23 protein-coding genes are annotated in these 26,928 nt (G+C 50.1%); 5 read left to right on the forward strand and 18 right to left on the reverse strand.

Features of this window, described 5'->3' with window-relative positions; all coding sequences use genetic code 11:
• Positions 1-92 precede the first annotated feature (92 nt).
• Positions 93-1,034: a DMT family transporter gene (locus C7379_RS01995; RefSeq protein WP_116615902.1), complete on the reverse strand. Its 942-nt coding sequence runs from the start codon at positions 1,032-1,034 to the stop codon at positions 93-95.
• 193 nt (positions 1,035-1,227) lie between these two features.
• Here C7379_RS01995 and C7379_RS02000 point away from each other — a divergent pair, with 193 nt between their 5' ends.
• On the forward strand, positions 1,228-1,578 hold the full coding sequence (locus C7379_RS02000) for a hypothetical protein (protein WP_133241856.1): 351 nt from the start codon (positions 1,228-1,230) through the stop codon (positions 1,576-1,578).
• A 328-nt stretch (positions 1,579-1,906) separates the two neighbouring features.
• On the opposite strand, the gene rnr is transcribed toward C7379_RS02000, so the two are convergent.
• The gene (rnr, locus tag C7379_RS02005; protein WP_116615779.1) at positions 1,907-4,108 is read right to left on the reverse strand and encodes a ribonuclease R; all 2,202 of its coding nucleotides are present in this window, start codon (positions 4,106-4,108) and stop codon (positions 1,907-1,909) included.
• Between the two features lie 300 nt (positions 4,109-4,408).
• On the opposite strand from rnr, the gene C7379_RS02010 reads away from it, so the two are divergent.
• From C7379_RS02010 to miaB, 3 genes are all read left to right on the forward strand, one after another.
• The gene (locus C7379_RS02010; protein WP_116615780.1) at positions 4,409-5,404 is read left to right on the forward strand and encodes an NAD-dependent epimerase/dehydratase family protein; all 996 of its coding nucleotides are present in this window, start codon (positions 4,409-4,411) and stop codon (positions 5,402-5,404) included.
• Between the two features lie 15 nt (positions 5,405-5,419).
• A complete protein-coding gene (locus C7379_RS02015; protein WP_116615781.1) occupies positions 5,420-6,388 on the forward strand; it encodes a phosphatase PAP2 family protein in 969 nt (322 codons plus the stop codon).
• Between the two features lie 110 nt (positions 6,389-6,498).
• Positions 6,499-7,860 (forward strand): tRNA (N6-isopentenyl adenosine(37)-C2)-methylthiotransferase MiaB, encoded by a 1,362-nt coding sequence (gene miaB, locus C7379_RS02020; protein ID WP_116615782.1) that lies wholly within the window; start codon positions 6,499-6,501, stop codon positions 7,858-7,860.
• Positions 7,861-8,353: 493 nt separating this feature from the next.
• Here the strand turns inward: miaB and C7379_RS02025 are convergent, their stop codons facing one another.
• The 7 genes from C7379_RS02025 to C7379_RS02055 are packed head-to-tail and all read right to left on the reverse strand — an operon-like array spanning position 8,354 to position 17,365.
• The gene (locus C7379_RS02025) at positions 8,354-9,361 is read right to left on the reverse strand and encodes a glycosyl transferase family 90 (protein WP_116615783.1); all 1,008 of its coding nucleotides are present in this window, start codon (positions 9,359-9,361) and stop codon (positions 8,354-8,356) included.
• A gap of 15 nt (positions 9,362-9,376) precedes the next feature.
• On the reverse strand, positions 9,377-10,558 hold the full coding sequence (locus C7379_RS02030) for a glycosyltransferase (protein ID WP_116615784.1): 1,182 nt from the start codon (positions 10,556-10,558) through the stop codon (positions 9,377-9,379).
• Positions 10,559-10,586: 28 nt separating this feature from the next.
• Positions 10,587-11,306: a glycosyltransferase family 2 protein gene (locus tag C7379_RS02035; protein ID WP_116615785.1), complete on the reverse strand. Its 720-nt coding sequence runs from the start codon at positions 11,304-11,306 to the stop codon at positions 10,587-10,589.
• 14 nt (positions 11,307-11,320) lie between these two features.
• Positions 11,321-12,517, reverse strand: coding sequence for a glycosyltransferase family 4 protein (locus tag C7379_RS02040; protein WP_243406681.1), 1,197 nt, complete (start codon positions 12,515-12,517; stop codon positions 11,321-11,323).
• Positions 12,518-12,552: 35 nt separating this feature from the next.
• Positions 12,553-13,476: a lysophospholipid acyltransferase family protein gene (locus C7379_RS02045; protein ID WP_116615786.1), complete on the reverse strand. Its 924-nt coding sequence runs from the start codon at positions 13,474-13,476 to the stop codon at positions 12,553-12,555.
• Positions 13,473-15,482, reverse strand: a complete 2,010-nt coding sequence (locus tag C7379_RS02050; RefSeq protein WP_116615787.1) for an LTA synthase family protein — start codon at positions 15,480-15,482, stop codon at positions 13,473-13,475. The genes C7379_RS02045 and C7379_RS02050 overlap by 4 nt, the downstream gene beginning before the upstream one ends.
• A gap of 50 nt (positions 15,483-15,532) precedes the next feature.
• Positions 15,533-17,365 (reverse strand): ABC transporter ATP-binding protein, encoded by a 1,833-nt coding sequence (locus tag C7379_RS02055; RefSeq protein ID WP_116615788.1) that lies wholly within the window; start codon positions 17,363-17,365, stop codon positions 15,533-15,535.
• 258 nt (positions 17,366-17,623) lie between these two features.
• On the opposite strand from C7379_RS02055, the gene C7379_RS02060 reads away from it, so the two are divergent.
• Positions 17,624-18,610, forward strand: coding sequence for a glycosyltransferase family 2 protein (locus C7379_RS02060; protein ID WP_116615789.1), 987 nt, complete (start codon positions 17,624-17,626; stop codon positions 18,608-18,610).
• A 69-nt stretch (positions 18,611-18,679) separates the two neighbouring features.
• On the opposite strand, the gene C7379_RS02065 is transcribed toward C7379_RS02060, so the two are convergent.
• From C7379_RS02065 to C7379_RS02105, 9 genes are all read right to left on the reverse strand, one after another.
• Positions 18,680-19,129 carry a DUF4252 domain-containing protein gene (locus tag C7379_RS02065; RefSeq protein ID WP_116615904.1) on the reverse strand — a complete coding sequence of 150 codons (450 nt, stop codon included), beginning with the start codon at positions 19,127-19,129 and terminating at the stop codon, positions 18,680-18,682.
• 4 nt (positions 19,130-19,133) lie between these two features.
• The gene (locus tag C7379_RS02070) at positions 19,134-19,613 is read right to left on the reverse strand and encodes a hypothetical protein (RefSeq protein ID WP_116615790.1); all 480 of its coding nucleotides are present in this window, start codon (positions 19,611-19,613) and stop codon (positions 19,134-19,136) included.
• Positions 19,614-19,630: 17 nt separating this feature from the next.
• Positions 19,631-20,134: an RNA polymerase sigma factor gene (locus C7379_RS02075; protein WP_116615791.1), complete on the reverse strand. Its 504-nt coding sequence runs from the start codon at positions 20,132-20,134 to the stop codon at positions 19,631-19,633.
• Between the two features lie 187 nt (positions 20,135-20,321).
• Positions 20,322-21,290, reverse strand: coding sequence for an aldo/keto reductase (locus C7379_RS02080; RefSeq protein ID WP_116615905.1), 969 nt, complete (start codon positions 21,288-21,290; stop codon positions 20,322-20,324).
• 110 nt (positions 21,291-21,400) lie between these two features.
• A complete protein-coding gene (locus tag C7379_RS02085; RefSeq protein ID WP_116615792.1) occupies positions 21,401-23,338 on the reverse strand; it encodes a 4-hydroxy-3-methylbut-2-en-1-yl diphosphate synthase in 1,938 nt (645 codons plus the stop codon).
• Positions 23,339-23,352: 14 nt separating this feature from the next.
• A complete protein-coding gene (purE, locus tag C7379_RS02090; protein WP_116615793.1) occupies positions 23,353-23,862 on the reverse strand; it encodes a 5-(carboxyamino)imidazole ribonucleotide mutase in 510 nt (169 codons plus the stop codon).
• Between the two features lie 78 nt (positions 23,863-23,940).
• The gene (locus C7379_RS02095) at positions 23,941-24,552 is read right to left on the reverse strand and encodes a hypothetical protein (protein WP_116615794.1); all 612 of its coding nucleotides are present in this window, start codon (positions 24,550-24,552) and stop codon (positions 23,941-23,943) included.
• Between the two features lie 21 nt (positions 24,553-24,573).
• The gene (gene rpoN, locus C7379_RS02100) at positions 24,574-26,094 is read right to left on the reverse strand and encodes an RNA polymerase factor sigma-54 (protein WP_116615795.1); all 1,521 of its coding nucleotides are present in this window, start codon (positions 26,092-26,094) and stop codon (positions 24,574-24,576) included.
• Between the two features lie 24 nt (positions 26,095-26,118).
• Positions 26,119-26,775: a hypothetical protein gene (locus C7379_RS02105; RefSeq protein WP_116615796.1), complete on the reverse strand. Its 657-nt coding sequence runs from the start codon at positions 26,773-26,775 to the stop codon at positions 26,119-26,121.
• Between the last annotated feature and the right edge of the window lie 153 nt (positions 26,776-26,928).

A 26,928-nucleotide genomic window follows, 5' to 3' on the forward strand; every position in this document is an offset into this window, starting at 1 on the left:
TCATAGTTAAACAGCAACAATAAATTTTCGAAATAAGTTCATAAAACACATGTATTTGATGTTTTTGAACTTTATTTTTTCCTTTCATAGCCTCAAATCAAGAAGAAAAGAGACACGCCTACCACGGAGATAACGGCTCCGACAATGCCCTTGAGCGTGATTTTCTCATGAAAGAAATAGTGGGCTGGAAGCAATATCATGATAGGGCTTGTGGCCATCAGCGTGCTCGCGATGCCCGCCGCGGTGTATTGCACGGCCATGAGCGAGAAGCCCACGCCAATCACCGGACCAGAGAATACGGCGATGAGCAGTGCCCATAGTGCCTTGGTATCGTGTGCGCTTTGTCGTAATTTTTGTCCTTGCCCAGTCACTACGAGAAACACTCCCCAGCAAATTAGGCCGGCGACGCACCTGATAAGGTTGGCGCTGAAGGGCAGATAGTTTTCCATATCGGCCACCATCGTTTGTGGAATGTCGGCCGTGTAATAGTCTAAGCCTATCTTGCTGAGCACCAATCCCAATCCCTGTCCTAACCCTGCGCCGATGCCAAAGAGTACGCCTTTGACTGGCAATTGCAGCGAAAGAAAACGCCCTTTGTTCTCACCCTTGCTCAGTACGGATATGGCTATGCCAAGCATGGTCACCATCATGGCTATCAGACTGCCCACGCTCATCACTTGTCCGAGCATGGCCCAAGCCGAGATGGCGGTGAACATGGGCGCAAGTGTCATAAAGAGTTGGCCGTAGCGCGACCCAATGCTGATATAGCTGTTGAACAAACACCAGTCGCCGAGAAAATATCCCACCACGCCCGAGGCCATGAGCCACGCCCAACTGGTCGCACTTGCATGCGTGGGCCATGCCTCGCCCGTAAACCACCACATCATGAGCAGCGAGAATATGAGTGCCAACGCCATGCGCCACACATTAGTGACGGTGACACCTATGCGCTTGCTGGCCACCTCGCATGTCATGGCCGCAATGGTCCATGAGAAGGCTACGCCCAAGGAAATGATCTCGCCTAAATATTGTATGTGCATAATATATGTTATGTTGTACTCTGTTGTGAGTTGTCAAATTGCAACGTCGGCTGTTGGTACGCATGCCAATGATGGTAATGTCAAGTGGAAGCGCAGCCCATTTTAAGATTTTGCAAAATTACAACAAATAAGCGTAATAAAATCTCTTTCAACTTAATTTTTTGACATTGATTTTCACATTCGTGACATGTTCCGTGCGGATTGTGTTTGTGCGACACACCTCGGTCCTTATCATGGCATGCTTGTTGTTTTCTTTTCCGTAATCGTAGAATGGGAGGCAGGGATGCTATTGGGTAGACATTGGGTGGCGATCATTTCATGTCGAGGCCCTATCAAAAGAGAGAGTGCAATTTTGCCATTAAAGCAAAAAATACATTGTGTGCGTACACAAACCGTTGATTTAGGTCAAGAAAAGGGTTATTTCGTGGATTATGGGTTTAAAATATTTGTGGCATCCCGTATTTCGGCCTATCTTTGCAATGTCAAAAGGAAACAAGGTCTCTGTGAAGAGATGTTCCAGCGACAATTTATTCAATAGGTTTAAAGTTAGTAGATTGTTTCATATAGGTTTTTAGTTTTTAGGTTTAAGATTAGATTTTTAGGTTATTCAATTAGGTTATTAGTAATTTAAGGTAATTTTAAAGATTAGTTTTTAGGTTAGCACAAATCCCCATCTCCGCATAGGAGAGTTGGGAATTTGTGTTTTTATATACCCCATGTTCTTTGTGAGCCAAACACGAACAAAGGTGGCATGCGCAAAAATAGAGCGGTCGTGCCGCTCGCTGCAGGGTGTCATTCCGATGGTTTTGACGGGCTATGGTGGCTCCACGCATTGCCATGTGGCTTATTTTGCATTGCCATGTGGCCTATTTTTCTTTGGCTATAACAAAGTCGAGCTGCCTTTTTTGCAGATTGGCACTGGCCACTTGTATGCGAATAGGGTCGCCAAGTTGGTACTTGTGATGATGCCTTCTTCCACGCAGCACAAAGTTTTTCTCGTCGAAGTCGTAGTAGTCGTCATCCAGATCGTGCATGGGCACCATGCCCTCGCAGTGATTTTCGTCTATCTCGGCGTAAATGCCATAGCTGGTAATGCCGCTGATGTGCGCGTCATAACATTCGCCTATCTTATCGCCCATAAACTCCACCATCTTGTATTTGATAGAGTCGCGTTCGGCGTTTTGCGCTATTTGTTCCATGTCGGAGCAGTGCTCGCACAATTCTTCGTATCGCCTCTCGTTGGCAGAGCGTCCCCCGGCTTGGTATCTTGTGAGCAAACGGTGCACCATGGTGTCTGGATAGCGACGTATGGGCGATGTGAAATGCGTGTAGTAATCAAACGCAAGTCCAAAGTGCCCAATATTATGTACGCTGTACTTAGCTTTCATCATGGCGCGTAGAGCCACGCTTTGGATGACCTTTTCCTCTCGCTTGCCTTCGCAACTGTCCATCAGTTTGTTAATGCTGCGAGCCATGGCGGCTTTGGTGCCATCAGTTTTCACCTTGTAGCCAAACTTGGCTATAAACTCGCGAAGGTTTTCCATCTTCTGTGGGTCGGGGTTGTCGTGCACGCGATAAGGTAGCGTTTTGACAGCTTTGCCTTTTGTTTTTTTGCCAAAAGTCTCCGCCACGGTCTTATTGGCCAATAGCATGAACTCCTCAATGAGCTTGTTGGCATCTTTAGAGCGCTTATAGTAAGCGCGGGTTGGATGTCCCGCTTGGTCAATGTCGAAGTGCAGTTCCTCAGAGTCGAACTTCACCGATCCGTTCTTGAAACGGCGTTCTCGCAGATGCTTGGCCAATCTGTCAAGCGTGCACAATTGCCATCCGTTTTCGCCTTTGTAGCCTCGGTTTTTAGGGTCTGGAGCTGGTTTGCCAGTACCATCCACCACACCGTTGTCTTCTAAGATTTGTTGTACTTCTTCGTAGGCATAACGTCTATTGGAGCGAATGATAGCGTGCACCAATCGAAAATTTCGCACGTATGCGTCCTCGTCAAGGTCAAACACGGCGCTATAGGTGAGTTTGTCCTCTTCCGGGCGTAGTGAGCAGATGAAATTGCACAGTCGCTCGGGCAGCATGGGGATAGTGCGGTCTACGAGATAAACCGATGTGCCTCGGTTAGCGGCTTCTTTGTCAATGACACTTCCCTCCTTTACATAGTGCGAGACATCGGCGATATGCACGCCCACCTCCCATAGCCCATTGTCCAATTTTTTGATGGACAGTGCGTCGTCAAAGTCTTTGGCGTCAGCTGGGTCTATGGTGCAAGTCCACGTTTCACGAAAATCCTCGCGTTCGGCCACGTCTTGAGGCGTAATCTCCGCCTTGATTTGCTCGGCCGCCCGCTCTACTTTCTTGGGGTATTTGTAGGGCAATCCGAATTGAGCGAGGATGGTGTTCATCTCCACATCATTGTCACCGCTCGCGCCGAGCACGTCTATCACCTCACCCACGATATTGCGATGATCCTCGTCTGGCCATTGCGTTATCTTCACCATAGCCTTGTCATTGGTCTTGCCTCCCTTGAGCTTGTTTTTGGGAATAAGTATGTCGTGCACGAAAACCCCACTTTGAGGATTGAGAAATGCGATATCCTTGCTCACGGTCAGTTTGCCCACGAATACGTCCTTGGCGCGTTCGAGTATCTCGATCACCTGCGCCTCCTTGATGTGTTTCTGCCGTCGGGCATTGAACGATACGCGCACACGGTCGCCCGTGAGCGCTGACATCGAGTTGCGCTCGGCCACGAAGATAGGTTTCTCGTCGCCATCAGGTATGAACGAGTTCTTGCCGTTGGCCTTGCGTATAAACTTGCCTTCCTGTACCTGCCCTTTGGTATTGAGCGTGTAAGAGTTTTCTGAGACTTTATTGATATAGTCGTCCCATGCCATCTCCTCCATGATATCAATGGCTAACATCTTCATGGGGTGGGTTGAAAGATGTAGACTACGAAATATCTCTTTGAACGATAGCGTCTTTCCTGGTTGCGTCGAGAAATAATCTTCGAGCATGGCAGCCAATTGCTTCTTGGACAATCTCTTACTGCTTTTTTTTCCTTTTACCATAGTTTGTCGATTTAAAATTGTCATGGGTTTAGGTCGAATGGGGTATCTGCTAATATGCTTGGCTTTGCGTCTCAAAATCTTTTTAGGAGGCACCGATATCCTCAATTCTTGGCGTAAAGCGTCAAATTGATAGGCCTCAAATCGTAACCGGCTGCTGTATTAGCGTCTACACTGTCAGTGTGCCTGACAAAACCTCGTTATTATATATGCAAATTAACAAAAAATAATTGAGGAAACCTAATTTCATTTTGATTATTTTGCAAATCATTCGATTTGTATTAACTTTGTAACCTGATAATTATGAAAATATTAATAACTGGTGCCAGTGGGTTCATTGGCAGTTTTATTGTGGAAGAAGCGCTGCGTCAGGGCTTTGAAACATGGGTTGGCGTGCGCTCTACCAGCTCGCGCCAATATCTGCAAGATACCCGTATCCACTTCTTGGAGCTTGACTTTAGCTCGGAAGATATGCTTGCGCGGCAGCTTGATGGGCATGCGTTCGACTATATAGTGCATGCCGCCGGAACCACCAAATGTCTGCATGCCGATGATTTTTTCAAGATAAACTATGAGGGGACGACCAATTTTGTGCATGCCATCTTGAGGTCTCGCATGCCTCTCAAACGTTTTGTCTATATCAGTACGCTCGGTGTTTATGGAGCCATTCATGAGGAGATGCCTTATCAGGAAATAAAAGAAGATGATACACCCAAGCCCAATACGGCTTATGGCAAGAGCAAACTGATGGCCGAGCGTTTCTTGGACAGCATAGGCAACGATTTCAATTATATCATCCTCAGGCCCACTGGCGTGTACGGACCGCGTGAGAAAGATTATTATTTAATGGCCAAAACCATCAAGAGGCACTTGGATTTCAGTGTTGGTTACAAGCGGCAGGATATCACGTTCGTGTATGTCAAGGATGTGGTCCAGGCCGTTTTCTTGGCGCTGGACCGTGGCATGTCGGGGCGAAAATATTTCCTTACCGATGGCAAGGTATATCAAAGTAGCACTTTCAGCGACTATCTGCGCGAGGAGCTCGGCAACCATTGGTGGGTCAGGATAAGGGTTCCGGTATGGGCGCTCAGGCTCGTCACGGCTTGCGGCGAGTGGATAGGTCGCATGACTGGTACGGTATCGACTTTGAACAACGACAAGTACAATATAATGAAACAACGCAATTGGCGTTGCGACATTGAGCCCGCATGCGACGAGTTGGGCTATCATCCGCATTATGACTTGAGCAAGGGAGTCAAGGAGACGGTGGCTTGGTATAAAAAAAACAAATGGCTATAACAGCCTTTACATAGCATGAAGCTAAAAAAATACTTTATATTGGAGAAGAAACCCGCTCGTGGGTTAATGCCTTTAGAGTGGGTAGTGCTCACCTACATGGCATTCACGTTGCTCGTGGTGCTCTTTGGCAGGACAAGTCTTGAAAATCCAGATGCTGCCATTTGGAGTCGCATGCGTGTTGGAGCCACTACTGTGGGTATATGGATGGTCTATAGGCTCATTCCCTGCAGGGCCACTCGCCTGCTCCGTGTGGCGGTGCAGATGGCGTTGTTGAGCTGGTGGTACACAGACACTTACCTGCTCAATTGCCTTTTTCCCAATCTCGACCACGTCTTTATTCGTGCCGAGCAGGCTGTCTTCGGGTGTCAACCAGCCCTCCTCTTTGCTCAACTTTACCCGCAATTATTTTTCAGTGAGCTCATGGACATGGCCTACGTGAGTTATTTTCCCATCATAACCACGGTCATTTTATATTATTTTTTTAAGCGGTACAACGATTTCGAGCATGCCTCGTTTGTCATTCTCGCTTCGTTCTTCGCTTTCTATGTCATCTACGACTTGGTTCCCGTCACTGGGCCAATGTATTATTACCACGCCGTCGGGATTGACCAAATCGCCAAAGGAGTATTCCCCAATTTAGGCTATTATTTCCGCACTCATCTCGACATGATGCAGTCGCCGGGCTATAAAAATGGCATATTCTATAACCTTCTCACCATGGCCCACGATTCGGGCGAACGGCCCACGGCCGCCTTCCCCAGCTCGCATGTGGGTATTTCGGTGGTTTGTATGATGTTGGCTTGGCGCACGGGCAGTCGCAAGTTGTTTTTCACGCTCCTGCCTTTCGCCATGCTCATTTGCCTTGCCACGGTGTATGTGCGTGCCCATTATGCCATCGACGTGCTGGCTGGACTGGTGGTCGGTGTGGCGTTTTATTGTGGGTGGTCGCATGTGTCCAAACGTTTTCACACCATTCGCGGATGATAACCCACGATTTTGAAGGTAAAAAACTGTCACACTATTCTATTTTGGCGCAAGGTTGCGAATAAGAATGATATTATTCGTAACTTTGCACACCATAACGTTTTACGATAATGACAAAGAAACTATATATCGAAACTTACGGCTGTCAGATGAACGTGGCCGACTCGGAGGTAGTGGCCTCGGTGATGCAAATGGCCGGTTACACTCTCACTGACAACGAGGCAGAGGCAGACGCCATCTTCTTGAATACATGCTCTATACGCGAGAATGCGGAGAACAAAATTTATCATCGGCTCGACGCCTTGCACGCCGAGCAGCGCAAGCATGCGGCCGCCCAACCCGACGCATTGGCGCCCCACCCCATTCTTGGCGTGTTGGGCTGCATGGCGGAGCGTGTCAAGGACGATTTGGTGAGGAACCACCACGCCAATTTGGTGTGTGGGCCAGACGCTTACCTCAACCTTCCGGAGATGATAGCGGCTGTGGAGGTGGGCCAACCGGCCATCGACGTGCAGCTATCCACCACCGAGACATATCGCGACGTGGTGCCTCGGCGTATCGGTGGCAACCGAGTAAGCGCCTTCGTGAGCATCATGCGAGGTTGCAACAACTTTTGCCATTACTGCATCGTGCCCTTTACACGGGGGCGAGAGCGCAGTCGTGATGTGGATAGCATACTGCGCGAGGTCAGCGACTTGCGCGACAAGGGGTTCAAAGAAGTGACACTGTTGGGACAAAATGTGAACAGTTATGGTCTGCTTCCTAATGGCAAGCGACCGGACAACGGCACGTCTTTTGCGCAATTGCTGCGACAAGTGGCGCGCGAGGTGCCCGACATGCGAGTGCGTTTCACCACCTCAAACCCGGAAGACATGACCGAGGACATACTCCATGCCGTGGCCGATGAGCCAAATCTGTGCAACCATATACATTTCCCGGCACAGAGTGGGAGCAGCAAGGTGCTCAGGCTCATGAACCGCAAGTACACACGAGAAGACTATTTGGAAAAGGTAGCGGCTATCAAGCGCATCATACCCGACTGCGGACTGACTACGGATATTTTCGTGGGCTACCACGACGAGACGGAGGACGACTACCAGCAGACGCTCAGTTTGGTGCGCGAGGTGGGCTTCGACTCGGCCTTCATGTTCAAGTATAGCGAGCGGCCGGGCACATATGCGGCCAAGCATTTGCCAGACAATGTGCCCGAGGAGGAGAAGGTGAGACGCTTGAACGAGCTTATCAAGCTGCAAACAGAGATCAGCGCCGAGCAGAACAAGAAAGACGAGGGTAAAGAGTTTGAGATACTCGTTGAGCGTTTCGGTAAGCGCAGCCATGACCAGCTCATGGGTCGCACGCCGCAAAACAAGGCCGTCATCATACCTCGAGGCCGTCACCACATAGGCCAACGAGTGCGTGTGCGCGTCACACGCTCAACCTCTGCCACGCTCATTGGTGAGCCGTTGGAGTGACCCATGCTTGGGCATCGGTGTCATCATCCGTGCGCGCCACGTCGTTTAGCTCATGGCCGCGCGCCACGGTTGGGCGCGGCTCGCACTCTTGAAAACTTTTGACAAAGTATCGCTCATAACTCGCGTTTTTGCAAACGAATGCCCCTTTGGCAGCAAATACGCGAATTATGAGGGTTTTTTATAACAATCTAAAATACAACATCTTATACCTTTATAGTATTTTTTTGCATCCAAAAAAATGCCATACATTTTGCCATTGTTACCTATTCGTATGGCGATTAGGCCTTCATCGCGCTCCCATTAACAACCCATCGCGTTGCCTTTACGACCTAAAGGCACAGCCATTAGATACTCATCGCGTTGTGTTGCCCAAATAAATCGGCGGGCGAGATGGGCACGAATCCAAAATCATCTGTATTTTCTCTCTGTAACGACACTTTCCGAAGGCCCTGTTTTTGTGATTTTTTCCCGACAATATTTGTTTTCTGTCATATCATAGCGGCTTGTTGGTTATATCTAAGTACTTTTGCAACACCAACAACGATATGATGCGCTCGCGTCGCCCATCCTTGAATTGTGCTACAAATTCGTGCGCGTGCTCTATGATGCGTTGGGCCTCGTCAGGGTGCGCTATGTAGTGGTTGAGCTGTTCTGTCAGGTCGGAGAAGTCGGCTTTCACCTCAATGTAGTGATAGTTTGGGATGAGCTTGCCCTCCATGAACCATGTCTCACACGTGGGGCGCGGCATCACGGCGATGGAGTTTGACGACATAATCCATTTCAGGTTGGTGGCCACGTCGTTGCCCTCGAGGGCCATGACAAATTTATAGTCCAAGTGTTTGCGCAAGCTAATCTTGGGCTTGTGCCACTCCTTGAAGCGTGCATCCACCACGCCCGCGTCCACCATGGGATGTCCAAAGTATTTTTGTATGAAATCGTATCGGTTTTGCTTGATGCAGTCTCCCTCTTTCTGCCCTATCTCTCCGCGAAATATCACCATGTCTTTTTTTTCCTCAAAACGCTTGCTGTCGTTCACGAAGAGGAAATGGCGCACCCTGTCCAGTTTCATGAGCACGGAGTTGGCGTTGTCGCCTCCAATGGGCCTACTTTTGGTGATGGAGGGCAACGTGGGTACGTTGGTGATGTCGCCGGGCAACAATAGCCATTTGAGCGTAGGGTCGAAAGCCTTGGCGTATCGGTAGGAGTCAAGGTAATACACTTTGGGTCGCACCACGGGCTGTCGGCCGATGGGCGTGGCCTGCCGGCTGAAAGCCTGATGGTCTATGGGCGTTAGGTTGGTGAGCCGGTTATAATAGCTCACTCTCTCGTGGATATAGGTTTGGTCCTTGCGCTTGGCCAAGGCTTTCATGTCGCGTGCCAAGAGCTGTCGCAGCACGGCGTGTGGCATAGCTATCTGTGAGTATGCCGTGGCGTAATAGGCCAACTTGGAGTTTTTGTCACGATGAAGCAATCCGTTGATATTTTGCCGCAAATGGGTCATGGTGGGTTGTTCGTGTTATGATGTGAGTGTGTCGTAGAAGCGCAGATAGTCTCGCGCTATCTTTTGTGGGGAGAAACGGCGTGTCACGTCTTGTCTGAGCGCGGTCCTGTCGTATGATTTTTGCATGGCTTGTCCAATGCCCTCGATTAGCGCCTCTGTGCTGAAATCGGCGTATCTGACGCCATTCTCAGGGGTGATTAGCTCATCTGAGCCGCTACATGGGCTCATGATGACGGGTGTGCCGCATGCCAACGCCTCGAGAGGGGCCTGTGCAAAATCCTCTTTTAGGCTGGGTAGGCAGAAGAAATCGGCTGCTGATAGTATTTGCGATATTTCTCCCGGGTCGGTGTGAAAGCCCATCTCCATGACGTTTGGCCACGACTTTTTGCCACGATTTTTGCCAATGGCCAATATGCGATATTGTGGGTTCATGCGCGTGAGGGCCTCTGACAATTGTCCCAAACCCTTGCGCGGGTCGCCGATGGCGTAGGCGCAAAATCCGAACAGCTTGGTGTCCGGCAGTGTCAACGCCTGTCGAGCGTAGGCTCGGTCGTATGGCTTGAAGAGCGAGCAATCCACCAAGTTGTGTATGATGGTTTTGTGGGCGCGCGCCAGCATCTCGTGGTCGTGGTACTCATCGTAGATGGCTTTTGACAAGAACACCACGCCCAATCGCTCTATATCTCGCGTGTATGACAGTTTGAGACGGTAGTATTTTTGTTCGAGCGGATGGTCTCGCAGGCATTGGTCTTTCACGCTCGCGATGCCATGAAGCATGCTCTCGTCGTGCAGCGTGAAGACGATGGGTTTGTGGCTGTATGCCTTGAAAAACGAGGGATAGTCTATCAATCCGCCTATCCAGTGCAGGTGTATCACGTCGGCCGACGCTATCAGTGGGTTGTGGGTTAGGTCTATGGGCGATATGGGCAGGGTGTAAGTGGCTTGGCGCTGTCGTCCCAATTCTCTGCAGGTGTTGATCTCGTCAGGCATTCCGAGCAGTTTTTTCACCTTTCGGCGCGCGCTTTGCAAGAAATATGCCACGGCACCAACCTGATGCACGAAGTTGTCGGTGTGCGTTCGGTGCATCACTATGAGGTGAGCGTCCATGCCCAAGTCGCGTTGTGCCTTGCAGATGCGATAGGCGCATAGCCCTGCCCCACCCGTGTCGGCTGTGCTGATGTGTACTATTTTTTTCATGTTGGATAGGTGTTGAGAGTTTTTTAGGTTATTTTCCTCGTAGCTTGCATAGCAAGTAGACGAAGTACAAGCGCGGTAACAGTCTGATTTGTGTTTGTATGTCATCCACTTCGGCTATCACTCGCATGTTGTCTTTGAGGCCCATGGAGCGTTTGCGGTTGGATATGCCTCCGGTGTCGAACACCGCAATGGGGAAATGTAGTTGTTTGAACCGTTTGCGCTCGCGATACATTTGCTTGAAAAATTTGAAGTCGGCGGATAGTTTGTGTGTCGTGTCGAAGGGTGTTTGCAGCAGGCACGAGCGGCGGGTGAGGCAGCTTTGGTGGCAAAAGAACATGCGGTGCGCGACGTGCGGTGGCTCGGCCTCCTTGACGATGCCGTCTTTTACCACGTCTCCATAGACGATGTCTGCCTGAATGTCATGCTCGAAAATACGCCGCAACACGTCTTCGTTGGCAAACTCGTCGCCAGCGTTCAAAAACATGACCCATTCTCCTGAGGCTTGGCGCGCGCCTTTGTTCATCGCTTCGTATATGCCATTGTCTGGCTCTGAGACCCAATGGTCCACCTTGTTTGCGCTCTGTTTGATTAGCTCCACGCTGCCATCTGTGGACGCGCCGTCCACGATGACATATTCCAAGGCATCGTATCGTTGCGCGAAGACGCTGCGCATGGTGGTCTTGAGCGCTTCTTTGGCGTTGTAGCATACGGTGATGACCGTAACCGTGGGTAATGAATGATGGTTCATGGGCGATATTATCTTTAGCGGTGTATGCCGGCTTGGCGTAAAGAGCGGTAGGCCTCCAACACTTGGTTGGCCACGTCAGCGTTCTCGAAACGGCGCACGTAGGCTTGGCTTTGGGCTATGCGCTCGTCTCTTCCGGGGCTGCCTTGGAGCGACGCCGCTATGGCTTGGGCCAAGGCTTCCTCATCGTCAGGGTGCACGTACAGGCTGTTAGGGCCTCCCGCCTCTTCCAAGCACGACCCCGTGCATGCCACCACGGGCAATCCGCTCTGTATGGCCTCAATGATGGGAATGCCAAAACCCTCGTAGCGTGAGGGGTATACGAAGCATTCCGCTTGCTGGTAAATGGCCGGCAACTCATCGTTGCCCACGTCGTGAAGCATGCGGACGCGAGGCTCAAGCCCGTGGGCATGTATGTATTTTCTCACTTTTTGAAGATATGGTGTGGCCCTACCCACGGCTACAAGCGACACGTCTGTCGGTAGGTGTCGCATGGCCTTGACGGCCAAGAGCAGGTTTTTCCGTTCCTCGATGGAGCCAACGTAGAGTATGTATCGTTGGGGCAAGTGGTGCGTTTGCCGTGCGCTTTGCAGGTGGTCGGCGCTGGCTGGTTGTTTGAAATGGGTTCCGCAGGCTTGGTATATTACCTTGATTTGACACTCTGGATAGTTGGAGAAGGCCATGATGTCGCGCTTGGTGCATTCGCTGATGGCTATGATTTGGTCAGCCTCGCGGCATGTGGCGAGAAATTTTCGTTTATAGAGATAAGCGTCTATGCGCTTGTAATATTCTGGATGGCGCATGAAGATGAGGTCGTGTATGGTCACGATGCTTTTGATGCCGCTATTTTTGATGCCTACGGGCAGTTCGCCGGAGAGACCATGGAAGATGTCCACGCCGTCGGATACGAGTTGCTTCGTGATGCCACGATGTCGCCACCAGTCTTTTTGCAGGCGGCAACGCGCGTTTTCTGGATAGCAAAACGTGACGTTGTCGGCCTTGCTTACCTGTGCTCGCAGGTCTTCATGCCCACTGTCGGGAGCATACAACCTGAGGTTAAGGTGTGGGTTACCATCGGCGAGCGCGTTGACAAGCGTGCGCCCATAGTTGCCCAAGCCCGTGTAGTTGCTCACGATGCGCTTGGCGTCAAAACCAATGGTGGTATGGTTTGGGTTGTCGGTCATGTTGGTGGGTGGTGTTTGTTGGTGATCCATCTTCTATGAATGGCGAGAAGAAAATCGTTGGCTGGCTATTCGGGCGCGATGCCATATCGCCGGTTATACTCCTCGCGTGTGCGTTTCCAACGATTGTGACTCCACAGCCATAGTGCCGGTTGGCGGCGTATGGTTTGTTCCAAGAGGGCAAAATAGCGGTTGGTGAGTTCCCACTGCGCGCAGTCTTTGGGGTGGCGGGAGATGAGCTGCATGCGGCAAATGTAGTGCCCGCGCCCCACTCTACGCAAGTCGCCGTAGAAGCACGCTTGGTCCATGTGCCTGATGATGCGCTCGGTACCAGTAAGGACGGGCGTGTCGTGGTTCAGAAAATCTACCCAATGGTGAATGTTGTTCCACATTGGCACTTGGTCGGCTATGTAGCCCACCACCACCGTTTGGTGCTTGCGTTGCAGGTCTATAATCTTTCTGATAGACTCCTGCATGGGTATGCAGCGGGCGTTGTGCAGCTCTCTGACATGCTTGAAGAGCCGGTCGAAGCTCTCGTTTTCCAAAGGATGGTATAGCTGGCAACATTGTGCCGAGGAGTCTATCCAATAGGGCAAGGATGTTATCCACTCCCAATTGCAGTAGTGCCCGAGGTAAATGCCACATGATTGGCCTTCGGCAAGCACTTTGTTAAACTCGTCCATGCCCTCAAACTGGATGTGCCTCTTGAGTTGCTGTTGGCTCATGGTCATCAGTTTGATGGTCTCCACAATGTAGTCGCAGAACCAATGGTAAAACTCCTTGGCTATCGCTTGTATCTCGGGCGCGGTTTTCTTAGGGAAACTTGAGGTTAGGTTTTGGAGAATAATGTCGCGTCTGTATCTCACCACGTGGGTGATGAGCCAATATAAAATGTCTGACAACACGTACAGCACCCGTAGTGGTAACAGTGACAAGGCGTACCATAATGCGTAGCCCATGGCGTATGCGGTGTTGCGTAACAGTTTTTTCATGGCTGCGGTTTGTGGGTTGAGTTGGCTTGGTGGCCCAGTGGTTGGAGTTTGTCGTTCGCCATGCGGTACATGTATTGGTAGATAATGGCTTTTAGCTCGCGCTCCATTTGGGCTTGCTGGCCTATTTTTCCTATCAGGTTATGTTGCATCAAGCGGTCGTCTAAAGCGTAGATGGCACGCGTGCGCTGTCCGTCAAACTGCAACACATAGCCGTATTTGCAATATTGATAGATACCGTTGAGATAGTTTACGGCGTAAGTTTGGTTTGTCGGAGTGGTTAGCAGGTCGCAACCAAACGAGAGGAATGGCTTGTCGTAACCCAGTGCGCTGAGCACCGTGGGCAACACGTCTATTTGCTGTGCGATGCCGTCGCGCATGCCCGGTTTGATCTCTCCGCTTGGGTCGAAGAGTATGAACGGCGAGGAAAAGCCACCTATGTCTGTTTGATATTCGGCGTGGTCGCTTTGGTTGGTGTGGTCACTGAGGATGACGAAGATGGTGTTTTTGTACCAAGGTTGTTTACTGGCGGTTTCAAAAAATCGGCCTATGGCCATGTCGGTGTACCTGATGCACTTGTGTATGGGGAGTTTTCCCTCGGGATAGACGGCTTTGTATTTGTCTGGAATGACAAACGGCGTGTGGCTCGACACCGTGAAACAGGCGGTCATGAAAGGCTGCCGCATCTCGCCTATCTTGGTGGCCCAGTACTGTAAGAATGGCTCGTCCCAAATTCCCCAATGGCCATCGAAATCGGCGTCGCCCCCAAAACGCGGGTCTTGGGCATAGTCTTGCCGACCATAGTAGTGCTCGAACCCTATCTTGTTGGCCAACGCGAGAAACCCCATGCTGCCCCTATTGGCCCCATGGAAGAAAGCCGTGGAGTAGCCCTCGGCGCGCAACAGTCCGGCTATCCCTGTGTAATCGTTCATGGAGGCCGACGTGAGGACGAATGGCTCCTTGAACATTGGAATGCCGCATAGCACCGATGGCATGCCGTCTATGCTCTTACGGCCGTTGCAAAACGAGTGTTTGAACACCATGCTTTTACCAATGAGGCTGTCCACATGGGGAGTGTAGCCCTTGTATTGCCCATTCTCCAACCAATGGTTGAAGGCCCCGATATATTCCCGTCCGAAACTCTCCACGATGAGTATCACCACGTTTTTGCGTTTAAAAGCGTGTGTGGGCTTGGGCTGATGGATGGGTGAGAACACGCGCTCGGCGGACGATAAGCTCGCGTAATAGTTAGGAATTTCAAACACATTCTTGCCAATGGTCCGGATAAGCGAGAATGGAGTGTTGAGCACCAAGGCGCACTCGGTGGGATGTTGCACGTATTGGTTGGCGTTGTTGATTGTGATGGGCCTGATGCCTGAGCTGAGACCACCCCGGCAAGCGCCTATGCACAGTGGCGCAATGAGCGCCAATATCACTATCTGCGAGACAGCGAATTGCACGCGATGGCGCGTGGAGCTAAACTGCTCGTGGCTCAAACGGGGTTTGCGATACAACCTGCACGTCAAGCCGATTACCACGATGGCCAAGAGCAGCAAGTACCAATGGTTTAGTGTCTGGGTGAGGAATATGTCGGCTAAATTACGCTCATGGCTGAACTCGCTGAACACATTCGTGGTGGTGCGGCGCAGGGTGAATGGGAAATAAACGGCGTCACAGAGATTAATGACCAATGCCAAGCCGTTAACAATGACAAACAACCACTTGCAGAATAAATGGTAACCCCTCCGCTCTTTCAACCATAACGGAAAGAGCATGAGCACGATGTACAGCGCGTTTGTGTAGACGATAGCCGATCGGTCGAAGATGTAGCCACCGTAAAAAAGGGTGGATAGCTGTCTGAAAGACAGGTCGTTGGCAAAGTAATGCCAGTTTTCGAGGAGAAAAGCGAGGCGTGCGATGGCGTAGATGGCAAAGGCCACGCAGATGTTGATGAGCGTGGTCCATGCCGGCTCGAGGTATCTTGCGAGTGAATTACGGTAAATTTTCATCAGTCTTTAAGCTTTCCTTAGTCCCTCTTGGTTTCTTTTTCTCATGGATATCATACCTCTTGCATGTCGTGAAGCCTCTTGTAATAGCCGTCCAAGGCCAACAGTTGGTCGTGCGTGCCGCTCTCCACTATTTTGCCTTCGTGCAGCACGAATATCTCGTCGGCGTGCTTGATGGTGGAAAGGCGGTGCGCTATGGCCACGGTGGTGCGTGTGCTCATCAGTCGTTCCAAGGCGTCTTGCACCAATCGCTCGCTCTCCGTGTCAAGGGCGCTGGTGGCCTCGTCGAGTATCAGTATGGGCGGATTTTTGAGAATGGCGCGCGCTATCGACACGCGTTGACGCTGCCCGCCGCTTAGCCTGCCGCCCCGATCGCCAATGCAGGTGTCCATGCCACGCTCCGATTCCATGATGAAGTCGTAGGCGTTGGCTATCTTCATGGCGCGCTCCACTTGCTCGTTGGTGGCTCGCTCCACCCCGAAGGTGATGTTGTTGAAGAAGGTGTCGTTGAACAAGATAGCTTCTTGGTTGACGTTTCCTATCAGCTGTCGCAGGTCGTGGATGCCTATTTGGCGCACGTCCACGCCGTCCACGAGCACCGCTCCCTCCTGAACGTCGTAATATCTCGGTATGAGGTCGACCAAAGTAGACTTGCCGCTGCCGCTCTGTCCCACAAGGGCGATGGTTTTTCCCTTGGGTATTGTCAGGTTGATATGGCGCAATACCCACTGGTCCTTGTACTTGAATGACACGTCCTTGAACTCTATTTGGTGCTCGAACGACTTGATATGGACGGGCGAGGAGCTCTCCTTGATATTGTTCTCGGCGTTTAATATCATGTCCACGCGATCTATGGAGGCCAACCCTTTCATAATGCTGTATCCGGCCTTGGACAGCTCTTTGAGCGGGTTGATGATGCTGTAGAGTATCACCAAGTAATAGATAAAAGTGGGGCCGCTTAGCGCTTGGCCGCCCAGCACCAACGATCCGCCGAACCACAGCACGATAACAATCATGACGGTACCGAGAAATTCGCTCATCGGATGGGCCATCTGCTGCCTCATGTTAACTTTTAGGATGATGTCTCGGTAATCGTCGTTAATCTTGCTAAAGCGCTTGTTCATCTTCTCCTCGGCGCAAAAGGCCTTGATAATGCGCAGCCCACCCAATGTCTCCTCTACTTGGCTCATCGTGTCGCTCCATGTGCTTTGCGCTTTTATGCTGCCCCGTTTCAGGTTCTTTCCTACCAATCCCATGATCCATCCGAACAGGGGCACGAAGAGTATGGTGAACAATGTAAGCTCCCAAGAGATGCAAAGCAGCGTGATGAAATAGACAATGACCAATATTGGGTTCTTGAACAGCATGTCTATGGATGCCATGATAGATCCCTCTATCTCCTGCACGTCGCCGCTCATACGCGCGATGATGTCGCCTTTGCGCTCCTCGGAGAAGAAACTCAGCGGCAAACTTGTTATCTTATGGTACAATTGGTTGCGCATGTCGCGCACGATACCCGTGCGTATGGGTATGATGCTGGCTGACCCCAAGAAATAAGCGGATATCTTAAAAAAGGTCATCACGGCTAAAAACAAGCCGATGAGTAGCAGCGAAACGCTCTCTCCATATTGCGCTATCATCTCTTGTACATAATAATTGGCGTTGTTTGCCAGCATGTTTGGCACGTCTTTTAGCGAAGCCGGCCATGGCATGAGCGTCTTTACCGTGGCGGTACTGACATTGAAAAGGATGTTAAGAATGGGGATGATGGCCGCGAATGAGAATATATTTAGTAGCGATGACAGCAAATTGAATATCACCGCAAAGCCGATATAACGCTTATATGGAGGAATATAGCGCCGCAATACTTGTAGAAACTCTTTCATTTTATGATTATTGTGTGACGCAAGCCAAGAATTGATGTTATATGTACGCTATGCTTGTTATTCCTTTCTTACGCTCGTTACATATCTATTGCAAAGGTAATTCGAATTATTAAGAAATGGTCATCTTGGCTATATATTTTTTGTTCTCTTAATGTTCATATTACGAAAATATATATACTTTATATCCAATAGGTCAAAAAAAGGTGTTAATTTTGCAACACCCATGAAAAGTTTAATACATATATTCACACGATTAGCATGATAAAAGTTTCGATTTTGGTACCTGTATATGGGGTAGAGACATATATAAAAGAGTGCGCGGAGAGTTTGTTCGCGCAGACTTATCCATGCGTTGAGTTTATATTTGTGGACGATTGTAGTCCTGACTGCAGCATGGAGATATTGCAACGGTGCGTTGATGCGCATCCGTTGGTGGCCTCGAAAGTGAGGATTGTGCGCCATGAGGTTAACCGTGGGCTTGGTGCCGCGCGACAAACAGGGCTTGACGCCGCTACTGGCGATGCCGTTTGTTTCGTGGACAGTGACGATCTCATGCCATCGGATGCCATCGAGGCTTTGGTGGAAAAGATGGAAGAGACGGGTGCCTGTATTGTATCAGGTGCCAGCGAACATATCTTTGACGACCGAACGGTGGTGGCATTGCCACGGCATTGGTCCAATGAACTGTTGATAAAACATATTCTTTGGCATAAGGCGGCAGGTCATATTTGGGCTAAACTGTACCGTCGCGAGTTGTTTACAAGCTATGGAATAAGGTTTAAGGAGGGCGTTGACTACGGTGAAGACTATGCCACAACACCTCGTTTGTTGCTTGTGGGCAGGCGCGTGTGGACAGACAGGGTAGTTTATTCGTACAGGGCCATAAGGCCAGAGTCGTACTGTGCGAGCATATCTTTGAAATCGTTGAGGTCGTTGATAAAGGCAAACAAGGTGTTGGAAAAGTTTTTTCAAGAGCGCGACACCAAGGGTGTGTATGCCAAATACCGCAACTTGGGCATGCTTGACGCGCTTACCTATGGCTATAAATTCAAGCTGCCGCGTGAGCAAATGGCTGAGATAGACGCACTATTGGACTATCATCCCATCAACTTGATGGCCGCATTGATATACCGTTTGTACCAAAAAGACTACCAATCCAAATGGGCGACGAAGCTGTATAATCTGTATAGGCGCTCCGTGCTACGCAAGGACAAGATAAAATATGCTTTAGCCCAATGGCTGTAATTGTTCGGAAGACGCTTTTGCTATCAAGAAAAGGCATAGCCATTGTGTTTTTTAGGGATTGGCAGAGGGCTATTTGGCGATGGCCTGAATGTCTCTCAGCGTGAGGTCTCCGGTAATACTGATGATTTGCAGCTCACCTTTCTCTGTGGTGTAAAGAGCGTATTCGTATTTGCCATTGCCTATCGTTCGCATATATATATAGGTGTTACCGCCGTTCTCCCGATAGCTCATCACCTCCTCCCATGGCTTTTTGCCGTATATATAGACGACGTCTTTGTTGATTTTCGCATTCAGAACTTGTCGTTCGCAAGACAATATTTGCAGGTGGTCTATTTTGGATGCAATCTTCTTGAGATTCTTATTGCCCACTTTCATGGTTGGCATCATGCGAAACATTGCCTTTGAAATGGTCACGATGCTCACGCCTTTGGTGTTCTCATACTTTTTGAACAGTGTGCTTTGAGCGTTTCCGAGGGTGGTTATGGCCATCATGATGGCTATGAGAAAATATTTTTTCATTGCCTTAATCATTTTTGGTGTTGTCTATTTTACGCAATCCTTTGTTAATGGCTATAGAGAATTTGGTGAGCGCTCGCTCTGTCTCCGCGGCTGCGTCATCCACGTTTTCGTAGGTTTCCATCAAGTTGCCTGCGTATGGTTGAGGCATCATTTTCGGCTGATTATAGTAATTGCCTATACCGAACAGTAACAACAGGCCAGCCGCCACGCCAACAGTCCATCGCATATTCACTGTTCGAGCTTTGTGTGCTACTGCTGCCTCTAAGGTATTCCAGCGGTCCATGTCTCGTTCAATGCGTTTGCTCATGTCTTGTGGAACTGCTGGGACGGTGGCATTTAGAGTATCGAACAGTGCCCTATCCACTTCAAATTCTTCAGGCACGGCGTTATCCTTGAAGAGCTTTTTCAGTTTGGACTCTTCTTCCGCTGTGCTTTCAGCGTTATAAAATTTATCCAGCAATTCCTTGAAATCATTTGTTGTCATGGCAAAATGGTCATTCTTTATTGTTGTCTGAAGGCTTGTAGCTTTTCTCTAACAGCCTTTCTGGCTCTACTCAGTGTAACCCTGATATTGACCGCATTGAGGCCCGTTTGTTTTTCTATTTCCTCGTAACTCAGTTCGTCTATATCGTGAAGTGTGATAATGAGCCGTTGATTTTCGGGCAAATCATTAATGCACTGTTGCGTCATCATCATTTCTTGCTTCACGGCTAATGCGTCGCTGGCATCGTGTTCTGTGCGCAACTGATGATCTTTAGGCTCTTCATCGTTCTGCTTTAGCTGTTTTTTGCGGTGTTGATCATAAAAAAGATTGCGAAGTGTTGTTACTGCAAAGGCTTCTGCATTATCGGGCTTTTCTATGTTTTTGCGTTTTATCCATAGTCGCATCATAGCGTCTTGAACGAGGTCTTCAGCCTCTTGCTGATTGCCTGTCAGTCGCCACGCTGCGGTGTACATTCGGCGGTGGCAGGGAAGAAAAATCTGTTTGAAATCGGAGGCATTCATCCTTGTTCTATTCGTTAGACGTGGCTTTTAGGGTTTTGTTACAATGTTTTTTACTATTTTACCAAGTTTTTGTTACTAAAAGAGTATGGTTGGGATGGCACAAACACAAACCGTCTCTAACCCATATCCATGTAGATGTAAGCAGAACTTGGATTTTTCTTTTCACCGCCAAACTCTATCTACTATGTTAAAAAGGTTTGGCCGACACGCATTTCATGTTTTTTTCCAACTGCCCTACACTGCTGGCACCCACTAAAACACTTGTGACGCCAACTTGGTGGAGTATCCATGCCAATGCCATTTCGGCCAGTGTCTCGCCCCTGTCGGCAGCATCCTTGTTCAGTTCGCGCAGTTGTGCTAAAAGCTCTGGTGTGAGTTTGTCATGTGTCAAGCTTTTGTTTTTGGCCATTCTCGAGTCTTTTGGTATGCCGTCGAGATAACGATCGGTGAGCAATCCTTGGGCCAACGGCGAGAAACTGATAAAGCCAATGCCATGCTCGCGACAATAGTTGAGCGTGCCGTTGGATATCGGTTCGCGGTCGAGCAGATTGAGCCGATCTTGGAAAATGAGCAGAGGCACGTCGTGTTCGCGCAGGTATTTGTCAGCTATTTTGAGTGCATGCAAAGGCCATCGTGATATACCCACGTAGAGAGCCTTGCCTTGTCGCACGATGTCGACCAATGTTTGTAACGTCTCTTCCAATGGTGTGTCTGGATCGAAACGGTGGCTATAAAACAAGTCCACGTAGTCCAAGTGCATACGTCGAAGGCTTTGTTCGATGCTGGCCATAAGATATTTTCTTGAGCCCCAATTGCCGTAGGGCCCAGGCCACATGTCGTATCCTGCTTTCGTTGATATGAAGAGCTCATCTCTGTACGGTCTGAAGTCATCATCCATCAGTCGTCCGAGGGTCTCTTCGGCTGTTCCGTATGGTGGCCCGTAGTTGTTGGCGAGATCAAAATGAGTTATGCCATGATCAAAAGCGTAGTGTGTAATGGCTCTCGAGCGTTCGTAAGGGTCAATGCCTCCAAAGTTATGCCAAAATCCTAAACTCACTTTCGGGAACATTACGCCAGATTTACCGCAGCGTGTGTACAAGTTGTCGGCATCGTCGTACCTATTTGTCGAGGGCGAATAAACGCCTTTGAAATCCATTTGCTTGATAGTAAGTCTTTGCATGATTTTAATTATTTAGAGTTGTGATGGTTGGTGACCGAAGGATGCTTGAGAACAAACTGGTATACGATTGGTTTTGCTGGCCAATGCTATCCATTCCGCGACCTATCCGCATTGATAAGTTGAAGCAGTTTTTCCACGGCTTGTTCCTCTGGAATGTTGCGTTCCACACATATTTGCTTGCGATAGAGTGACACCTTGTTGGGACCTGCCCCTACGTATCCATAATCTGCGTCGTTCATCTCTCCGGGACCATTTACGATACATCCCATGATACCTATCTTCAGTCCTTTGAGATCTTGGGTGGCGGCTTTGATTTTCGCGATGGTCTCGCGCAAGTCGTATAGCGTTCGCCCACACCCCGGGCAGCTGATATATTCTGTCTTTGTGGTGCGCAGCCGCGCGGCTTGCAAGATGCCGAAAGCGGTATCCTCGATGTCGTCAAAGGCAATGGCTCCCTCGTTCATGAGCCACACGCCGTCGGTCAATCCGTCCATCATCAGCGCGCCCATATCGGCCGCCGCTCTGAGCTGGAACTCCGCCTTGTCGTCGAGTTGGTACATTTGGGCGAAGACCAAGGGATTTTTCAGCCCTGCCGCCATCATCTCGTGCGCCAACGCTCGCTGTTCACCCAGTCGGTTTTGATGGTTGGAGGTGCATACCACCACCACTTCTGGATGATGCCTCAAGCATGCGGTGTATTCCTCAACGGGAGTTCCAAACTTCAAAACCAAGAATTTCACGTCGGCCTTGATCATGGCGATGAATGGCATGGCCGACACTGGGAAGATGGGGTAAACGTTCTCGTTGCCACTCCCCTGCCCTGTTTTTTTGTCAGCTTGAAGCTGTGCGTAAACCTGAAAGTCAACGATATACCCTTGGTTTTGCTCCCTGTTTGGAGGGAGGTTGCCACCTATGTATATATAGTCGGCCTTGGGTTTGTCCGTCCTATGTTTGCCCGAAGTGGGGGCATCGGCGTTGTTGTGAGTTCTGGAGGAGTGTGCCTTACCCTCTTCGGCCGCATCTTTTTGTGTCGCGATGACCACCGGTGGGCGTTCGCCGCCAATGTTTCCAGCTGGCGTGGTCTCCCTTCTCGTGGGGTGAAGCCAATCGAAGCCGTCGAACGGCTCTCCCGGAATGACGAGTTGTCCCGCTTTCGTGCCTATATAATCCACCAAGTGTCGGGCCACGGGTATCTCATCTTCGGGTGCTTCAGACAGCGAGACTCTGATGGTGTCGCCTATTCCATCGGCAAGCAGCGAGCCTATGCCGACGGCGCTTTTGATACGCCCATCCTCGCCCTCTCCGGCTTCTGTAACGCCGAGATGCAACGGATAGCGCATGCCCTCCCGCTCCATCTCCTCAACCAATAGGCGTACCGACCGTACCATCACCACCGTGTTGCTCGACTTGATGGATATGACCACATCGTCAAAATGTTCTTTCTTGCACACGCGCAGAAATTCCATGCAACTCTCCACGATGCCCTCTGGCGTGTCGCCATAGCGGTTACGTATGCGGTCTGATAACGACCCGTGGTTTACGCCTATGCGAATGGCCGTGTGGTTGGCCTTGCAAATGTTTAGGAATGGCACGAAGCGCGCTTCTATTTTTTGCAACTCATGGGCGTATTCCTCGTCTGTATATTCCATTTTGACGAACTTTCGGGCTGGGTCCACATAGTTGCCGGGATTGATACGCACCTTTTCCACATGGCACGCGGCCACGTCGGCCACTTTCGGGTTGAAGTGCACGTCGGCCACCAAGGGTGTGTCATATCCCTTGGCGCGTATGCCCGCTTTGATGTTCTGAAGGTTCTCGGCCTCCCTGACACCTTGCGTGGTGAGACGAACCAGTTCTCCCCCTGCCTTGATGATGCGTTCGGCCTGGGCCACGCAAGCTTTCGTGTCGTTGGTGTCTGTGGTGGTCATCGACTGCACGCGCACCGGATTGTCGCCGCCCATATTGAGGGCGCCGACTCGTACCTCAGTGGTGGCGCGTCGATGATAGTTGAAAAGGTCTATCATTGTCCCCCTACCCTTCAGTTACATTTATACTCGTAGTCTTTGATGGCGGCCAGGTCGGCGTTGGCTTTCTCAATTTTTTTCCCAAGTCCGGCTTTCCAATTGTCAATTTTCTGGGCCATATCCTCATCGCCAAGGGCTATCATTTCCGCTGCGAGGATGGCGGCGTTTTGCGCGCCATTGACGCCAACAGTGGCCACGGGGATGCCGGGGGGCATTTGCACAATGCTCAGCATGGCGTCAAGGCCATCGAGCATTCCCTTGATGGGCACGCCGATTACGGGCAGCGGTGTGCATGCCGCAATGACGCCGGGCAAAGCGGCGGACATGCCGGCACCGGCTATAATGACTTTGATGCCGCGTCCCTTGGCCTCCTTGGCAAATGTTTCCACGGCGTCGGGGGTGCGATGAGCCGACAACGCGTTGACCTCAAAAGGTATCTTTTGGTCGTTTAACCACTTGCAAGCTTTTTCCATAATGGGCAAATCGCTTGTCGAACCCATGATAATACTGATAATTGGCTTCATATTGATTATGTTTTATAATATGTACATTTTATTGTATGCTTGTTGCCAACATGAGGGGCAGGCACTTGATTGGCGTTTTCAAATGATCATCCAAAAGGCCGTGACTACGCCCACCAAGAAACCGACCACCACTTGGGCCAGTGAGTGTTGGCGCAAAATCATACGACTGGTGCCCACCATGCCGGCTATGATCATGTTGGCGCAAAACCATCCTAAGGGGTTAAACGAGAAAAGGATGGAGAATGCTAACAGTCCACCCACAAACCCTCCAATGCCTGCGGTATGCGTGGATATCTTCCACCAAATGTTGATGATGGCACAAATCACTTGTATCATCAGTGCCGCCACAAGAATGTTGGCCATGAACTGGGGTATGCGCATCACGCTCATGAGATAGTAACAGGCAAAATAGCACAGTATGGCCATGATGTATGGCATCATGCGACGCTCTTTCTTGCCTATCTCGGCCGGTGACCATCCTTGATACCTGCGATAGGCGTGGATGAGCAGCGTGGGCAACAAGATGGTAAAAAAATATACCATCGTGAGTACCATCAGCTTGTATTGCCACGGCATCATGCTCATATAGCTGAAGATGAAGAGTGCCACAAGTCCCACCAATGACAAATAGAACGGCGTGAAGACCATGCTGATCACACGTGCTGCCAATATGATGTTTTTCGCTACCATGTTTTATTGTTCTTTATAAAGCTATTGCTCTCTTCTCAGTCGGGCCACCGGAATGTTCAATTGATCGCGATATTTGGCTATCGTCCGGCGAGCGATGGGAAACCCTTTCTTTCTCATCTCGACGGTCAGCGCGTCATCGCTAAGGGGCTTTTGCTTGTTCTCCCGTTCTATTACCTCTTTTAATGCTAACTTGATCTTGCGTGTGGACATCTCCTCTCCGTCCTCGGTGACATAACTGTCTGTGAAGAAGAACCGCAGCGGGAACGTGCCCCAGCGTGTCTGTGCGTATTTGATATTGCTCACGCGAGATATGGTCGATATATCCAGTCCGGTCTTTTCGGCTATGTCTTTGAGTATCATAGGTTTGAGATCAGACTCGTCACCGTCTTGAAAAAATCTTTTCTGCCAGTTGATGATAGCTTTCATCGTGGCATAGAGCGTGTGTCTGCGCTGCTTGATGGCCTCGATATAGCCTTGCGCCTTGTCTACTTTGTCCTTGGCGTAAAGCAGGGCTTCCTTCTCCTGTCTATTCATTTGGTGCTTGTTGGCCTTGTAATTATCCACCATCTCATTGAACAATGGCGAAACTTTCAACTCTGGTATGCGTCCACGGTTGATAGTGAAGGTTACGTTGCCCGCCTCGTCCGTGTCTACGATAAAGTCGGGTGTGATCTGCTGGGTGTTTCGCCCGAGTGTCTCGCCCAGCGCCGCTCCGGGTTTGGGATTGAGCTTGCGCAACTCCTCGTGCACTACGTCGGTTTGCTGTTGGGTGAGCAGGAGGGCTTGCGCTATCTTGCCCCAATGCTTCTTAGTGAACTCGTCAAAATGATTTTCAACGACTGACCGCATCAGCTCTTTCAGTTTGCCGTCTTCCTTTCGGTCTATTTGCAGTAATAGACATTCTTGTAACGAACGCGCGCCTATGCCTGCGGGATCGAACGTTTGCAACAGGCGCAGCGTGTCTTCTACATACCTTTCGGGTACGTCGATGTTGTGATAGATGGCCAATTCGTCGGCTATGCTGTCTAAAGGTTTTCTCAACAGTCCATCGTCGTCCAATGAGCCGATGAGATATTCCATCACGTCGCGTTGCCGCTCGGTTAGTTCGAGCATGCCCATTTGCTCTTTTAGCTTGTCGTAAAACGAGGTGGTGTCGCCCCATACCATCTCCTCGTAGTCGGCGTTGGGGTTGGCTTGTGAACCAGCGTAAGTGTTGGGCTCGGGTAGCTCGTCGTCGCTTCCAAGGCTCTCGAGTGCCGTGTCAAGTGCCTCTTCGCGTTCCTCTCGCTCTGTCTTAGCCTCGAAAGGCTCGTCTTCATGTGGCGCGTCGGGTTCCATTTCTGCGCCGCTCTCATCACCATGAGAGTCGAGGTCGTCTCGCTTTTCTTCTAAAGCTGGGTTCTCGTCAAGCTCGGTCTGGATGTTTTCTTCCAATTCTGGCAATGGCATCTCAAGCAACCGCACCTGCAACAACTGCTGTTGCGAGAGACGTTGCTGCTGAACTTGCTGCTGTGTCTGGGCTTGAATTAATTTTTGTGCCATATAACGTGAGGGTGTTTTGAGCCTTTATTTCCAATAATCTTTGAGCTGCGCGGCCAGCGCGGTGAGCTTTTTGGGGTCTTTGTTGCCAAATCGTTGCCACACTTGCATGCACGGCGTGACTAACGGGTGGAGCATAAGGTCTTCTTTGGAGAGCAGTGGATCGCAGAAGCGAAACACCTCCATCACCTCCGACACCTCTTTGGGCGAGGAATGGATGAGCTTGGCCAATTGTCGCACCTCGGGCGTTTGTGGCACCATGGTATGAGGGACGAGCCTGAAATAGAGGTCGAGTATCATGATGAGTTTCACGGGCGATAGTGAGTTATCGCCCTTGGACGCATCCAAAGGCTTGAAGTCTGTCTCCCACGTTTCGTTCAGTTTTACACCCGAGTAGAATGCCTTGAAATTTCCAAAACCTTTCATGCCGCGTACCAGCTTGGCCTCTTTTTTGAGTTTTTGGGGGCAGTGGGCGTAAGTGTCCCATAGCTGTTGCATGCTCGGGGTGTCTATCTGCCTGAGCTTTAACAGTTGCCGGTATAGAAATTCGGGGGCTATGTGCAGCTCGAGGGCAAGGTTCACCACATCTTTGCTGTACATGGGTTTTACGCCTTGCGGTCGCTTCAGATAGAGCTGCATGAGCAATAGCCAGTACTCATCATGCCATAACGTGTTTGTTGCCATAACGTGTCGCCTTAGGTCTTTTTCCTGCAAGTGTGACAGGAGCCAAGCTCAACTACATAGTGTGTGTGTGGCCTGTGTGCCCACTATTTTTTACAAAGGTAGTGCAAAAATCCGATATGGTTTAGTTTTTCGTGTTTTTTTATTGCCATTTTT

The organism is Hallella colorans, from assembly GCF_003096815.1.
In the GTDB taxonomy this organism is placed as follows: Bacteria; Bacteroidota; Bacteroidia; order Bacteroidales; family Bacteroidaceae; genus Prevotella; species Prevotella colorans.